Genomic DNA, 14,664 nt, shown 5'->3' with positions numbered 1-14,664 from the left:
ACTGGTTTTGTTTGTATTTATGCATTCTCAATGAAAAAACTTGAATAATATCACTCTCAAGCACTATAAAAACATCAAAACTAGAAAATTAGTATCTCTAGAAGATGTACAGTTTTTTGGGAGTTGAATAATTTTAACAGCGTAGAGAGATTAAATTTCTACTCTTTTTCTTCTTAATTGGGGTACGACCTCAATTAAGAAGGTTTCTTCAATTAATAGAAATGTATGTACATACACATTGTATTTTCATTCCATAACTTTTAAAATTTTGTTCACGATAGTTTGATATTGTAAAAAAAGAAAATATGTGGCACGACATCACTTTGTTTTTTATATAGCTTTGTAATTAAACTATAGTATTATATTTTTTCTTCATTATTGAAATTAGTAATAATAAAATGTATTATTGAAAAGCACAATTTATAATTCAAGTAATCAAGCATATGTACCTATAATAATTTGAACATTCAGAAATTATAATATTGTCTAAAAACGAGGTGAGATTCATAGAAACAGTACATATTAAGTGGTATGGCATGTATAGTATAAATGACTTTTATAATAGGGAAGAAGCTTCTAAGAAGGGGATATTTGCAATCTCTAGAGTATATGCTAAGAATGTAACATTGCTCTATATAGGACAAACCAAAAGAAGCTTTATACAAAAGATAAGAGAACTTAATAAAGAGTGGACTTTTGATGAGAGCGAATTAAAGATTACATTAGGAATAATAGAATTTCCTAGTGGTGAAATTTACTCTGAAAAGAAGGTAAAAGAGATAAAATCTCTTTTGATTTTACGACATACCCCATTAGAAAACGAAACATCTTTATTATACTATAGAGGGAAATTTAATTTAAAAATTATAAATAAGGGAAGAAGAGGCTTAATTGTTAAAAAGCTTTCTACAGGAGATCTAATGTGGACGTAATTGGAATCACCTTTGAATAAAATTGAAGGTTTCTTAAGTGCAGAAGCTTATCAATTTTTAATGTATTAAACTATTTTGAATAACATATGTCAGATACTTGAAAAAACACAAATTATATTATGATATGAAATCCTGTATGGAAAGTGTAGTTTATTTCTATTGTTTAATAAAAATATTAAGAATTTTAGGGATAATACATAAAGAGTAGAGGAGAAAGTAAAAACGGAGGTTTGAAGAATGGGACAAGTAAGCAGATTTCAAGAAAAACAACAGAATCGTCGTCAAAAGGCAATTTTTAATATTGCATTTACTTTGGTATTAGTGACAGTTGGTATAGTGACATACCAGTTGTTTACCCCTTCTAATACATCAAAGAAAGCAATTGCTCAAGAAAAGAAAGTAACAAAGATAGAAGAGAAGAAAACTGAAGATAAAGAAGCAACAAAGATAGAAGAGAAGAAAACCGAAGATAAAGAAACAGCAAAGATAGAAGAGAAGAAAACTGAAGATAAAGAAATGGCAAAGATAGAAGAGAAGAAAACTGAAGATAAAGAAACAGCAAAGATACAAGAGAAGAAAACTGAAGATAAAGAAGCAGCACAGTTAGAAGGGAAACAAAAAGTAGAAAAATCGGTAAAAACGAGCGGAAATGAAAATAAAGAGGAAGAAAAAACGGTATCTCAAGAAAAGGATTCTCAAACTAATCCTTCATGGAAGCCAATTGGTACAGAGCAAGGAGCAAAACCTGAAATGAAATTTAAAGAAGGAACAGTAGATTGGAGTGAGATGAAAAAAGCAATCTCTTATGCTGTTAATGTTCCAGAGAGCCAATTGATTTTCGATTTTATTGGAAATAATGGTAATAATAAAGCCTACGGTAATGTACGAGATAAACAAAGTAATAAAAAATATAAGGTTAATATTGATTGGGTAGAGAATCAAGGTTGGAAACCAGCATCTGTACAAGTGGTAAAATAAAGAATAGAAATGTAATTATATGTTTAAAAGTTTATACTTGTAAAAACTTATAAAAGAGTTTGTTTCAATCAGGACTCTTTTTGTTATGTTGACAGCATTAATTACTCAGGCTCAATTGTGAGATCCTGATGCAGACAAAGTTTGAAGTTTATTAAAATCTACCTGATTTAGTGCTTCGAAAGGTTCAAAATTGCATTTTTAAAGCACTAAATAATTTATGGTACCTTTTGAAATATTTTTGGTCTCATTTCATTAGAAACAATTTCGTCTATATAACTAAAAAATGTATTATAATATCTATTGAACAGATGAATAGGATAACAATTACCTGCTGTTAGCAAGTTGCAGTATATCTAATGAAAAGATCACTTGTTTCTAAGACAAGTGATCTTTTCATATACATTTCCTTTACTTTACTATTTTTGAAATTGAATAGATATTTCAATCTGTGTAATTACAATAGACTTGATTAAAATTAAAACTGCAACAAGGATAATACCGTCCATATTTGTAGTAAGAAATATATATATAATATCTTAATGCAAGGTTGGCCTATATTCTATGAAGATATTAAAAGATTATAGGAAACACTGAGAAACCGGAATTATTTTTATTACAATATTTATGCATATTTAGGTCTAAATAGCTGGGTATTAGCTAAGAAACTTGAGATATTAGACTCCTATTAAGTTAAAAATGGCCTTAAGTATATTTCCCATAAAGAAAATTATGTAAATAAGCTGTCCATATGGGCAGCTTATTGTATTTTTTGGCTTAGCTTGTTTTTTCCGAAGTGCTGGCGCTTCCTCTACAAGTATTCTTGCATTTAAATTATTTTTAATATATTATATTTATATGGTTATATAGAAATGGGCGTATACAAAAAGACTCAAATCTATTAATAAGATTTAAGTCCTTTTCAAAGATAAAAAGATTGTACCGAAATGGAATAAAACTTATACTTTTCTTTTTAATATGTATCTAGTAAAAAGACATTTTTCATCAATAAAATTGTATGTTCAATATAAACGGAAGTTTATTTATTTTCAATGATAGGAAATAGTGGGTCTAGAACATAGAGGAACAAGGAAACATATAGAGAAATCTGAAGAACCTGAAAACTATTGTATGTAGTTTGTTCATCTCAAGTACAATAAAAGAGTCTTACCTCTGTAGGCAAGACTCCACTAGTGTAGCTGTATAATATTTACATATCAACTAAAAAACAGAAACCATATAACACCAAGTAGCAGAATCCTAATATTCCTCCTACAGCTAATACTTGTTTAAACCAACTCTTAAATTTTATATTACTGTAAATATCTTGAACTTTTTCCATATTTCCTCCTATTAAGGCGAACCCTTAAAGACTCTCACTTCGTTATGGTACCATTAAAGAATGGCTAATAGAGGTCAAATATTGTCAAAACGTATAAATATGCAATATTGCATACAGAAATGTATTGTTACAAATGTAAGCGTTTACTATAATAAGTGTATAAAGTTTAATCACATCCCAGTACTAACAAAAGAGGAGGAAATAATATGGAAATCGCAATGGCAGTTTTAAAATTTATAGGTGGAGCAATCCCATTAGTTCAAGAGCTTCTAAAAGCATTTATGTAAATTCACTATTTAGCAATTATTTATAAAAATTATCATTCGTATGAGTAAAGCCCCTTTAACAATATTAGGGGGCTTTTTAAATTTCTACATATTTAAGGTTACGTCACATCAATATCAAGTTAAAAGTAAATTTTAAGAATAAACCTATAGAGGATATTTTATAGTGAATCAAGATCCTTTTACAAAGTTGTAGGCATTAAACTCCTACGGCTTTTATTATACTTTATTGAAGTAAAAAGTCTCTTCAGATTATCTCTCCGTTTCAAAAAACTCAATCCACTCCCCATCAGGACCAGCGAAGAATATGTAACGTGTTCCATCTGGTAATGTTTCGATTTCTTCTCCTAGTAAAAAGGTTACTGCGTGTTTCTTTAGTCTCTCGATTTCATCTTCTAATGAATCTACCTTAAAGCAAATGTGATGTACTTTTCCTTCTGCTGGCAAGGAAGAATTGTAGCCTTCAATTAATTCGAGTATCGTTTCTTTCGATTCTTCCACACCTAAAAAAGCGAGTTTTAAGTCTGGATTCGGGTGCCCCATACGTTGAAGGAGCTGTAAGCCGACTACTTCTTCATAAAATGAGATAGATGCTTCTAAGTTTGCAACCATAAGTCCTACGTGTTCAATTCTTCTAACTGGCATGTAGATTCCTTCTTTCTGAAAATTATATACAATATATTATTGAAAATTAAGAAAATAAGCAAGATAAAAACCTTACAAATTTTAGCGTGTTGTATGGTATAGTGAGAAAGTATGTTTGGGGAGAAGGAAGGAGATTATACGATGAATACACCTACTCAAGCTCCTTCATTATCAGAAACGATGAAAGAGTGGCATTATGCATTAGCATATGAAATTAAACATTGGAAAACGATAGGTGGTAGTAAAATTTCTATCATGAACGGTCGTTTTTTATATACAGATTATGAGAATACAGTGTATGTATTTCAGCTTATTTCGGAAGTAAGCTTACCTGAAGGTTCACCAATTCGAATTGAGTTCGATGGTGAGGAAGCGACAGGAGAAGTATTATCTGTACATGGATTAGAAATAGAACTGAAATTAAATGATTATATACAAGGTGAAATAAGAGAAGCGGTTTTATACAGTGAACCGTGGCAACTTTTAGAGCAACTGCAAGAGCGATTGAAAGAAGCACGTAAAGATAAGCTAAAACGTAATCGTATAAAGCGTCTCGTTGATGGGACGAGCAGTCCGAAACATATTGAGAAGATGAAAAATCCGAAAAATGAACTGGCATATCGCGCATTTTACAATCCGACAACGTACGTATGGGGACCACCTGGAACAGGGAAGTCTTACAATTTATCACGTATTATTTCGGCTCATTATCAAAAAGGAAAATCGGTACTTGTGTTAGCTCATAGTAACGCGGCAGTAGACGTATTAATGAGTGAAGTAACGAAGCAAATTGAAAAGAAAAAGAAATGGACGCCTGGCGAAATTGTTCGTTACGGTTATAGTCAGCATGAACATATACGAAATCATGAAACGTTACTTGCATCGAAATTAGTTGAAACGACGAACGGATCATGGGGTGAGGAAAGACTCTACTTAGAAGAGACACGCCAAGATCTTCGTGAAAAAATCTTATCGTATAAAGCAACATCTGCTGATAAGAAGCGTATACAAGAGATTGAAAGTGAGCTTCGAAAGCAAAAGGCGAAAATTAAAGAAATAGAAAAAGAATATATTGAAAATGCGAAAGTAATTGGTGCAACTTTATCGAAATGTGCCATTGATTCACTTATTTATGAGCGTACATTCGATTTAGTTGTCGTAGATGAAGTGAGTATGGCGTTCGTTCCGCAAATCGCATTAGCTGCTTCACTTGGGAAACGTATCGTCGTTTGCGGTGACTTTTTACAGTTACCTCCAATTGCGATGGCGAACCATGAACTCGTTCGCAAATGGCTTGGGGAAGATATGTTTTACCATGCTGGGATTGTTGAGTCTGTTAATAAATCAGAAGCACACCCAAACCTATTTATGTTGCAGGAACAAAGACGTATGCATGCGGATATATCGAAGTTTACGAATTCGTTTATTTATAAAAATAGAGTATACGATCATCCGTCTGTTTCAGAGCGTAAAGAACTTGCGCAATTGCAGCCGTTCGCAAATGAAGCGAGTGTTTTATTTGATACGAGCCAAATGGGAGCTTTTTCGTTAAAAGATGCTGCTTCTGGTTCCCGTTTTAACATTATGTCTGGTTTAGTAGCGATGCAAATGATGTTAATCGGATTGTTAGACGGTGTTCAGTCGATTGGTGTTGTGACACCTTACAGGGCGCAGTCACGCTTTTTATCGACGTATATTAGAGAAATGTTGCAGAGAACGAAATATCAAAACATACCAGTTTTAGCGGCGACAGTTCATAAGTTTCAAGGTTCTGAAAGAGATATGATGATCTTTGATACGGTTGACAGTTATCCGCAAGAACGACCTGGCGTGTTATTCTTTGACCATAAAAATCATCGCCTCGTCAATGTAGCAGTGACAAGGGCGAGAGGGAAGTTCATTCAATTATCAGATTGCCATTATATGCGTAAAAATCTTTCTAGAAAACAAGCGTTATCACAATTAACAGCTCATATAGAACGTCACGGAGATGTGTATGATCGCACGACATCAAGACAATTGTGGGAACGGAAAATTTCGAAACGTTTACGCTGGTTTATGGAAATGAATCTTGAAGAGCCGAAAGGGCTATTAAAAGATATTTTAGCCGCAAAACGAAAAATTATTATTTCACTGCCAAGTACGAAACAAGTAGATAAACGAGTATGGCAAGCGTTAATGCGTACAAATGCACAAATAACAGTTTATAGTGATGGACCAGTTCCGCTGAAAAATGTAAAGTTACAAAGACAAAATAAAGCATTCCCATTCTTAGTAATTGATGATGAAATCTTCTGGGCAGGCGCACCGCTTACATCTCAAATGATATTTGAAGGTAGTACGGAATTTCCGTACGTATGTGCAAGACTGCAAGCACCTGAGACAATTGGTGTATTAAAAGGATTTTTAGATATTCGGTAAATTCGGATAGGAATTCCTTGACTTTTACTTGGAATGAACTTAGAATAAAAAATAATTTAATATAATTTTATGAAAATTCTTATCACGAGAGGTGGAGGGACTGGCCCTATGATACCTCGGCAGCGGATTCGTTATGAATACTGTGCCAATTCCAGCAAGGTAACTTGAAAGATAAGAAAGAAGCTCATTTTGACTGTATATACAGAAGCCTCTTTCTATCTTTTAGAAAGAGGCTTTTTTACGTGAAAATAAAAGGAGGAAGAACAATGGGAGCGACAGGAGTAACGTCACAAAGAAAAACAATTGAAGAGAGTATCGAAAGAAATAAGGAAAAGTACATAGAAACAAGTCATGATATTCATGCGAATCCAGAGATTGGTAACCAAGAGTTTTACGCATCTAGGACGTTAAGTTTATTGCTAGGCAGTGCAGGATTTCAGTTGCAGCACAATATAGCTGGACATGAAACGGGGTTTATTGCGCGAAAAAGTTCTGGAAAACAAGGACCGGCAATTGCATTTTTAGCGGAGTACGACGCTTTACCAGGACTCGGTCATGCGTGTGGTCACAATTTAATTGGCACAATTAGCGTTGCAGCAGCAATTGCATTATCAGAAACACTTGAAGAAATTGGCGGGGAAGTTGTCGTGTTTGGTACACCAGCAGAAGAAGGTGGGCCAAATGGTAGCGCGAAATCAAGTTATGTAAAGGCAGGTTTATTTAAAGACATTGATGCGGCGCTTATGATTCATCCGAGCGGAAAAACAGCGACAACGAGTCCTTCACTAGCAGTCGATCCACTTGATTTTCATTTTTACGGAAAAACAGCTCACGCTGCAGCTTCACCAGAAGAAGGGATTAATGCATTAGATGCGGTTATTCAGCTCTATAACGGTATAAACGCACTTCGCCAACAACTTCCGTCAGACGTGAGAATTCATGGCGTCATTACAGAAGGCGGAAAAGCACCTAACATTATTCCTGACTATGCCGCGGCTAGGTTCTTCATCCGTGCAGCAACGCGAAAGAGATGCGCGGAAGTAACAGAAAAAGTAAGAAACATTGCTGAGGGAGCAGCGTTAGCAACAGGTGCAAAAGTAAAAATCCATCAATTCCAAAATGAAATCGATGAATTACTCGTAACAAAAACATATAACGATATCGTAGCGGAAGAACTAGAACTATTAGGTGAAGATGTAAATCGTAAAGAAAGAGTAGGGATTGGTTCAACCGACGCAGGAAACGTCAGCCAAGTTGTGCCGACAATTCATCCGTACATTAAAATTGGTCCAGATGACTTAATTGCGCATACGAATGAATTTAGAGAAGCAGCACGTTCAGAACTAGGAGATAAAGCATTAATTACATCGGCAAAAGCATTAGCGAATACAGCGTATCGATTAATTACAGAAGAAGGGTTGTTAGAGAAGGTGAAGGAGGAGTTTAGGGAGGCACAGAGGAATCAGGGGTAAGGGGATTAAGGCGCTCTTTTCGAAGAGCAATCTAATTAATAAGTAGAGATATAAAAAGAACATTGAAAAATCAATGTTCTTTTTTGTTTGCTAGTCATTGATTTTGTTGGTTTTTCTCAAGAAAGAGAAAATTTTACTGTTAGTGAGGATAATACGTATCCCTTTATTAGAATGACAATTTCTCCTCGAACTCACTCTTTAAAACAATTAAAGGAGATGATAATCCGAATTGCATTAACGAGTCTAAAAATGCAGCGAGGGAATCCATCGAATCGCTCATGACCTTCATCATATAATTAAATTCCCCGCTAATTCGATATAAATCAGTTACTTCAGGAGCGGCATTACAATATTGGATGAAATCAGAGCATTGGCTCGTTTTAAACATGATGAATGCTTGAATGCTTTTATTAATTTTGGAAGGCTCAAATTTCGTTCGGTAAGCCGCTATAACTCCCTGATCTTCAAGTTTATTCATACGCTCCTTTACAGCAGGTTGCGTCATGGATATAATCCGTCCTATTTCTGAAACAGAAATTCTCGCATTTTCATATAACAGGTTCATAATTTTATGATCGATTTCATCCAATTTTACAGCGTTTTGCATTGTGTAGCCTCCTTATTATGTTTTCTAAAGTGAATCACAAATTATAACTATAATATCATAAGTGAACGAACTAAATTACCTATAAATCTGTATTTAAAATGTTTGGTTTTTGCATGAAAATATAAGTGTAGGATTTATCAAAAGGGAATTTAGGAAGGTTGGAAATATATGAAGAATCTTGATGGGAAAGTAGCGTTAGTAACAGGGGCGAGTCGAGGAATTGGTCGTGCGATTGCGATGAGATTGGCAAACGACGGTGCATTAGTTGCGATTCACTACGGCCGAAATAAGGCAGCTGCAGATGAAACAATTAGTGAGATTGAATCTAATGGAGGAAAAGCGTTTTTAATTGAAGCAGAACTCAATTCAATGGATGGTGTCAAACAGTTAGTAGAACAATTGAAGAATGAATTACAAATAAGAGTTGGTACATCAGAGATTGATATTTTAGTAAACAATGCAGGGATAGGTACACAAGGGACGATTGAAAATACGACAGAAGAAATTTTTGATGAAATTATGGCCGTAAATATTAAGGCGCCATTCTTTTTAATTCAGCAAACATTACCGTTACTACGAGTAGAAGGGCGCGTTATTAACATTTCATCAGCGGAAGTAAGACTTGGTTTTACAGGGTCCATTGCATACGGTTTAAGTAAAGGTGCACTAAATACGATGACACTTCCTCTAGCTAAACATCTTGGAGAAAGAGGTATAACAGTGAATACAATTATGCCTGGATATACGAAGACAGATATAAATGCGAAATTGCTAGATGATCCGGAAATACGAAATTTTGCTACGAATTCATCTGTGTTCGAACGAATAGGGCAAGTTGAAGATATTGCAGATGCAGTAGCATTCCTTGCTTCTGCTGATAGCCGCTGGATAACAGGGCAGATTTTAGATGTTTCTGGAGGGTTTTGTTTATAGGGGCACTGCTCCATACCCATCAAGCTAATCAAGTAAATTACTAGATATGAAACGATCCTTGTTTCATATCTGGTAATTTATAGAAAGATAGGCATGCTAAAGAAGTCTATTAAAACGTGATTTTTTGGCTAGGCAACTTGAATAAGGGGGCATTTCTTTTTCTTAAGTTGATGGGTATGTATGGTGACCTCTATTAGACGATAGTGAATTAACAATTTCGGGGTTCAGTTCAACTTTATTCAAAATAAGATTTTTTTTGCAGTAAAATCAATGTTAGTGGAACTTTTTTAAACAAACTTTTTTCTAAATTAACATAAATACTTGTAATATTTAAATTAGTACTATATAGTTCTAGTTATGACAAAGGTAAAATTAATGAATCAAAAACGTGTGATTGAAGTAGCTGCAACATTATTTTTAGAAAAAGGGTTTGCTTATACAAGTATGGATGAATTAGTACGTGTAAGCAAAGTTTCAAAGTCTAATGTGTATTATCACTTTTCTAATAAGGAAGTATTATTAGAAGCGGTCGTTGATTATTGGATTGAAATGTATCAATCTGCAATTGATGACGTACTTTCTCAGAACCAATTTTTAGTTGAAGATCGTATCCAACTGTTTTTAAAGCAATTATCACAAGGAGTTCAGTCGAGAGAGTATAAGGGGAGCTGTCCATTTATTACTCTTTATATTCAAAGTCCTAAACAGGCCACGCAAATAAAAGAAAAAATAGGTCTTTTTTTTACAGGATTACAAAAGAAAGTTTCTCTATTACTTAAACAAGGGGTAGAGAATGGAGAATTTAGAAATACGATTCATATTGATGAGGTTGCATCACTTTTTATTACAAATCTTGAAGGAGCGTTATTTATTTCAGAAACATTGAAGGATGCAACTGTAATCACGAAAACAGCAGATCATTTTTTAAAATTGCTTCGATAAAAGAAGCATTTTTTTTAAATCAAATTAGTACTGATTAGTACTAAAAGGGGGATTTTATATGAGAACAGTATTTTTAACTGGTGGAACAGGCTTTATTGGACAGCAATTAGTGAAAGAATTAGCCAAAGAGGATGTTAAAATTCTTCTTTTAGTAAGGTCGAAAAGTAAAGCAATACGCCTTTTTCAAGAAAGAGGAAACTTAAAAAAGGAAGTTATGCACTTTATTGAAGGTGATTTGACGAAAATAGATTTAGGTCTAAGTGCTGAAGATAAGGAGAGGGTATTGAAAACGGATGTGATTATTCACGCAGGAGGCCCCATGGATATTCAAGCGACAAGTAAAGAGGCAGCTTCCGTATTTTTACATGGTGCCAAACATATTAGTGACTTAGCTAAAAGTATTCATCAATTGAAGGGCTTGCAACAATTTATTCATGTTGTAGGTTATATGAGTCCCTTTAATGATAAAAATAGCAAGATTGCAATTGATGTGTTTCAAGAAGGAAATAATTATTTGAAAATAAAAAATCCATATGAGAGAACAAAATTTTTAGCAGATCTTTATATCCGTCAGCAGGCATCAGCAGTAGGTTATCCGCTTTCTGTAATTAATCCGCCAACTGTAGTCGGTAGTAGTAAAACAGGGAGTACAGAGCAGATAGCAGGATTAGGTTTGCTTGTGATGAGTATGCGAAGAGGGCTCATGCCAATGATTCCTGGAGGTAAGGGATATAGGTTACCACTTATTTCAAACGATGAGCTTGCGAAGTTTATTGTGCAGGTTTTCAGATTAGAGCAACCGACTATTCAAACATATACACTTGTTGAAGACAAACAGCACGATCAGAACATTGCTGAGTTATTAAGTATTATGTCAGAAAGTATGAATATGAGGGCACCAAAAATCTCTGTCCCAATGCCACTTATGAAAGCAATTATGAATAGTGGAGTAAGTAAAATAACAAAAATTCCTTCTGATGGACTGAATTTTATTACAAAACGAAAATTTTCAAATGTTTCAGCGAAAAAAATTATGGGAGGAGATTGGTTTAAGGAGACGAGTGTAATGAAATTTTTCCCTGCCGTAGTAGCTGATCTGGATTATCGAATGATGTATCAATATGGCCAGCATAATCATGTATTTAAACGAACATTATGCGATAACAATACCCTTTACCAATTACAAGGAGAGGGTAAACCGTTTATTTTATTACATGGTTTATTGAGTGATGGAGAGGATTTATTTCCTTTAGCACAAGAGCTTCATGAAAAAACTGGTCAACCTGTATGGATTTTGGATCTTCCAGGTTTGGGACGTTCTCCTTTTAAACAAGAGAAAAATCTTCTAGCTATCTATTTGAATGTAGTGAAAAAGTTATTGGAGAAAGCTACGAATGGTGCACATCTAATTGGCCATTCATTCGGTGCATTTATTCTTCTGGAAGCATTGGTACAAGAGTACATAGATAAGAAGTATTCAATTACGTTACTTCAGCCACCTGTTGCTAAAAAAAATGCTAAATTGCTAAATGTTCCCCAATTTATAAACAAATGGACATTAAAATTGGCAACTCCTAATTTGATAGGGCGTTATTTATTAAATAATGGTTTGTTTGAAAGTATGGAGAGCATCCCTGAACATTATATCGAAAAAGTAAGTAACAGTTTTACTTCTCCTAGAATTTTAAATACTACGGTTCAGCTTAACAGTTTACTACTGAAAAAAGATCAAGGTGATTTCAAGGAAGTAACAAAGTATAATCTTCACATTATTTGGGGGGATTATGACAGAGGTTATTCTGCTCCATCGTATCTTGGTAAGGTTGATTTTGTTCCATATGGCCATCATTTTCCTCTTAGCCATCCGAGTGAAACGGCAAGATTAGTAATGAAAAATAGTAATACTAGCAGATGAGAGTTTGGGATAAATAAAAAGTGTGTAGTAAAATCGTTGTGTTTTTGAAATAAAATCGTACTGTGTGGGGGCCCACCCCATCACTATCAGACTAAGAAACGCAAATACCTCAAAACGAAAAAATGAGCATTTTATTACAAGATAGTACAAAATTTCGTTCTGGGGGTTCTATAAAATTTTAGCTTGATGGCGATGTGGTGCTACCCCATGCCCATCAACTTAAGAATGTAGAATTCCCCCAAAAAATTATGAGTTTTTTGTTACAAGTTATCACAAAATTTCGTTTTTGGGTAGTTTTATTTTCTTAGCTTGATGGCGATGAGCGGTACCCCATAAAGGCCCCTGATACATAATTGATGTTCTGCCATTTGTAGAAAACAATCCACTTATACCATTTTAACAAGAAGAAATATCTCGTCCATGTTGTAATATTGGCTTACGTTAAGCTTGTGAAAAAAACATATTCATGTATAATACAATTGATGTATGATACATTAGTTGTAGGAGGGTGACCTATTTGAAAAGAGAAGATGCCTTAAAACTAAGAACGGATATTAAGAAAATGATTATAATAACTGGGGTTTTTGAATCTCAAAATTTGCCCAATGGACCATTTGAAAAACCTTTACCAACTTCTCAAATGATGGCGTTAGAGGAACTAGAGGTGGAAAAATTAACTGTTTGGCAACTATCCAATAAACTTAGATTAGAGACTTCAACTGTAAGTAGATTGGTAGATAAGTTAGTAAAAAAGGGGCTTGTTTATCGTGAAGTAAATGAAAAAAATAGAAGAGAACTTTTTCTGCACCTCACAGAAAAAGGTCACATAACTGTTAATTGCTTAAGAGAGCAATCCATTACATTTTATCAAAGTATTCTCAATAATTTATCAGAATCAGAACAAAAAATAGTTGTGGATGGTTTTGAATTATTTATTGATTCTATTTCTAAGTCTTTTGATTAGAGTGAGGTAAGTCATAACATTTGGAGGATAAAATGAGTTTGCATTTTGAACGTCCTATTATTGAATTAAAAGAGAAATTTGATGAATTAAAGAAAATTATGAAAGAAAATAATGTAGATTTATCGTCAGAAATTCATGAATTAGAAAAACGTTTAAATAAAATGCAAGATAAAATTTATTCTAATATTACACCTTTTCAACGAGTTCAAATTGCAAGGCTACGTAACCGACCCACGACATTGGACTATATACCTTTATTGTTTACAAACTTTCTCGAACTTCATGGTGATCGATTATATGGTGATGATAAAGCAATGATAGGTGGTATTGCAAAATTTAAAGGAATGCCCGTTACGGTTATTGGTCATCAAAGAGGTAGAAATACAAAGGAAAGTATAGAAAGAAATTTTGGAATGGCACATCCAGAAGGTTATAGAAAAGCGCTAAGACTTATGAAACAAGCTGATAAATTTAATCGCCCTATTATTACATTTATTGATACAATAGGGGCCTATCCAGGGATAGGGTCTGAAGAACGTGGAATTTCTGAAGCGATAGCTCGAAATCTATTTGAAATGACTACACTTAAAGTGCCAATTGTTTGTATTGTAATTGGAGAGGCATCAAGTGGTGGAGCTCTTGGCATTAGTGTCGGTAACCATATCCATATGTTAGAGTATTCATGGTACTCGGTGATTTCGCCAGAAGGAGCAGCATCTATCCTATGGAAGGACGCTAAGTATGCTCCAGAAGCTGCTGAACATATGAAAATTTCAGCAAAAGATTTAAAACATTTAGGAATTATTGATGAAATCATTCCTGAAATTAAAGGTGGAGCACAAAATGATATAAAATCACAGGCAAAAATGATTGAATCTGTAATCGAATTATCTCTAAAAAAATTGATACTATTATCCTCAGAAGAGCTTATACAACAGCGGTATGAAAAGTATAGACAAATAAAGAATTATAAATGAAAATATTTAAAGTCCGTATTACATTTCGGAGGATTCTCGCGGAAAAATTTTAAATATTTTGTAAGTAACCTCTTAAACTGGGATATGCTGATACTATTACTCTACAAAAGATGTGTGATCGGTATGGAAAAGGAAAATTTGTTCAAATGGAAGCATTATCACATACCCATCAACTTAAGAAATTGATTGTTCCCCAAAACGAAAAAATGAGCTGAATTCTCATAAATAATTGTAAAAAGGTGAAAATTTCGTTAT

Annotated in this window: 12 protein-coding genes, 1 pseudogene and 1 riboswitch; of the genes and pseudogenes, 10 read left to right on the top strand and 3 right to left on the bottom strand. The window is 33.9% G+C overall.

Annotated elements, in window-relative coordinates; genetic code table 11:
• Window positions 1-497 precede the first annotated feature (497 nt).
• Complete coding sequence (locus AC1Q8M_RS12005; protein ID WP_002094078.1) at window positions 498-932, top strand: hypothetical protein; 435 nt, start codon at window positions 498-500, stop codon at window positions 930-932.
• 237 nt (window positions 933-1,169) lie between these two features.
• Window positions 1,170-1,910, top strand: coding sequence for a YrrS family protein (locus AC1Q8M_RS12000; RefSeq protein WP_098855386.1), 741 nt, complete (start codon window positions 1,170-1,172; stop codon window positions 1,908-1,910).
• 1,207 nt (window positions 1,911-3,117) lie between these two features.
• On the opposite strand, the gene AC1Q8M_RS11995 is transcribed toward AC1Q8M_RS12000, so the two are convergent.
• Window positions 3,118-3,249: a hypothetical protein gene (locus AC1Q8M_RS11995; RefSeq protein WP_000416932.1), complete on the bottom strand. Its 132-nt coding sequence runs from the start codon at window positions 3,247-3,249 to the stop codon at window positions 3,118-3,120.
• A gap of 99 nt (window positions 3,250-3,348) precedes the next feature.
• Between AC1Q8M_RS11995 and AC1Q8M_RS11990 the strand changes: the two are divergent.
• Window positions 3,349-3,536 (top strand): annotated as a pseudogene (locus AC1Q8M_RS11990) (hypothetical protein).
• 249 nt (window positions 3,537-3,785) lie between these two features.
• Here AC1Q8M_RS11990 and AC1Q8M_RS11985 read toward each other — a convergent pair.
• A complete protein-coding gene (locus AC1Q8M_RS11985; protein ID WP_001145271.1) occupies window positions 3,786-4,178 on the bottom strand; it encodes a VOC family protein in 393 nt (130 codons plus the stop codon).
• A gap of 111 nt (window positions 4,179-4,289) precedes the next feature.
• Between AC1Q8M_RS11985 and AC1Q8M_RS11980 the strand changes: the two genes are divergently transcribed.
• Window positions 4,290-6,599, top strand: coding sequence for an AAA domain-containing protein (locus AC1Q8M_RS11980; protein WP_141549490.1), 2,310 nt, complete (start codon window positions 4,290-4,292; stop codon window positions 6,597-6,599).
• Window positions 6,600-6,675: 76 nt separating this feature from the next.
• Window positions 6,676-6,777: riboswitch (SAM riboswitch) on the top strand.
• Window positions 6,778-6,865: 88 nt separating this feature from the next.
• Window positions 6,866-8,071: a M20 family metallopeptidase gene (locus AC1Q8M_RS11975; protein ID WP_000501367.1), complete on the top strand. Its 1,206-nt coding sequence runs from the start codon at window positions 6,866-6,868 to the stop codon at window positions 8,069-8,071.
• 166 nt (window positions 8,072-8,237) lie between these two features.
• Here AC1Q8M_RS11975 and AC1Q8M_RS11970 read toward each other — a convergent pair whose 3' ends face one another.
• On the bottom strand, window positions 8,238-8,678 hold the full coding sequence (locus AC1Q8M_RS11970) for an Lrp/AsnC family transcriptional regulator (protein ID WP_065229048.1): 441 nt from the start codon (window positions 8,676-8,678) through the stop codon (window positions 8,238-8,240).
• 168 nt (window positions 8,679-8,846) lie between these two features.
• Here AC1Q8M_RS11970 and AC1Q8M_RS11965 point away from each other — a divergent pair, with 168 nt between their 5' ends.
• From AC1Q8M_RS11965 to AC1Q8M_RS11945, 5 genes are all read left to right on the top strand, one after another.
• A complete protein-coding gene (locus AC1Q8M_RS11965) occupies window positions 8,847-9,611 on the top strand; it encodes an SDR family oxidoreductase (RefSeq protein WP_065229047.1) in 765 nt (254 codons plus the stop codon).
• Window positions 9,612-9,986: 375 nt separating this feature from the next.
• Complete coding sequence (locus tag AC1Q8M_RS11960) at window positions 9,987-10,553, top strand: TetR/AcrR family transcriptional regulator (RefSeq protein ID WP_001072309.1); 567 nt, start codon at window positions 9,987-9,989, stop codon at window positions 10,551-10,553.
• A 58-nt stretch (window positions 10,554-10,611) separates the two neighbouring features.
• Window positions 10,612-12,468 (top strand): alpha/beta fold hydrolase, encoded by a 1,857-nt coding sequence (locus AC1Q8M_RS11955; RefSeq protein WP_098360712.1) that lies wholly within the window; start codon window positions 10,612-10,614, stop codon window positions 12,466-12,468.
• A gap of 517 nt (window positions 12,469-12,985) precedes the next feature.
• Entirely contained in the window at window positions 12,986-13,432 is a 447-nt protein-coding gene (locus tag AC1Q8M_RS11950; protein WP_002094076.1) for a MarR family winged helix-turn-helix transcriptional regulator, read from the top strand.
• Between the two features lie 32 nt (window positions 13,433-13,464).
• Complete coding sequence (locus AC1Q8M_RS11945) at window positions 13,465-14,409, top strand: acetyl-CoA carboxylase carboxyltransferase subunit alpha (RefSeq protein WP_000052084.1); 945 nt, start codon at window positions 13,465-13,467, stop codon at window positions 14,407-14,409.
• The last annotated feature ends 255 nt before the right edge of the window (window positions 14,410-14,664 follow it).

The sequence above is a fragment of the Bacillus sp. GW823-FHT06A10 genome (genome assembly GCF_058795375.1).
The sequence above is the reverse complement of the archived record's forward strand: the minus strand, read 5'-3'. Positions and strand labels throughout refer to the sequence as shown.

Coding starts and splice junctions, on each gene's coding strand:
- AC1Q8M_RS12000 (WP_098855386.1), top strand. CDS start 1,170: ATGGGACAAGTAAGCAGATTTCAAGAAAAACAACAGAATCGTCGTCAA.
- AC1Q8M_RS11995 (WP_000416932.1), bottom strand. CDS start 3,249: ATGGAAAAAGTTCAAGATATTTACAGTAATATAAAATTTAAGAGTTGG.
- AC1Q8M_RS11985 (WP_001145271.1), bottom strand. CDS start 4,178: ATGCCAGTTAGAAGAATTGAACACGTAGGACTTATGGTTGCAAACTTA.
- AC1Q8M_RS11980 (WP_141549490.1), top strand. CDS start 4,290: ATGTTTGGGGAGAAGGAAGGAGATTATACGATGAATACACCTACTCAA.
- AC1Q8M_RS11975 (WP_000501367.1), top strand. CDS start 6,866: ATGGGAGCGACAGGAGTAACGTCACAAAGAAAAACAATTGAAGAGAGT.
- AC1Q8M_RS11970 (WP_065229048.1), bottom strand. CDS start 8,678: ATGCAAAACGCTGTAAAATTGGATGAAATCGATCATAAAATTATGAAC.
- AC1Q8M_RS11965 (WP_065229047.1), top strand. CDS start 8,847: ATGAAGAATCTTGATGGGAAAGTAGCGTTAGTAACAGGGGCGAGTCGA.
- AC1Q8M_RS11960 (WP_001072309.1), top strand. CDS start 9,987: ATGAATCAAAAACGTGTGATTGAAGTAGCTGCAACATTATTTTTAGAA.
- AC1Q8M_RS11955 (WP_098360712.1), top strand. CDS start 10,612: ATGAGAACAGTATTTTTAACTGGTGGAACAGGCTTTATTGGACAGCAA.
- AC1Q8M_RS11945 (WP_000052084.1), top strand. CDS start 13,465: ATGAGTTTGCATTTTGAACGTCCTATTATTGAATTAAAAGAGAAATTT.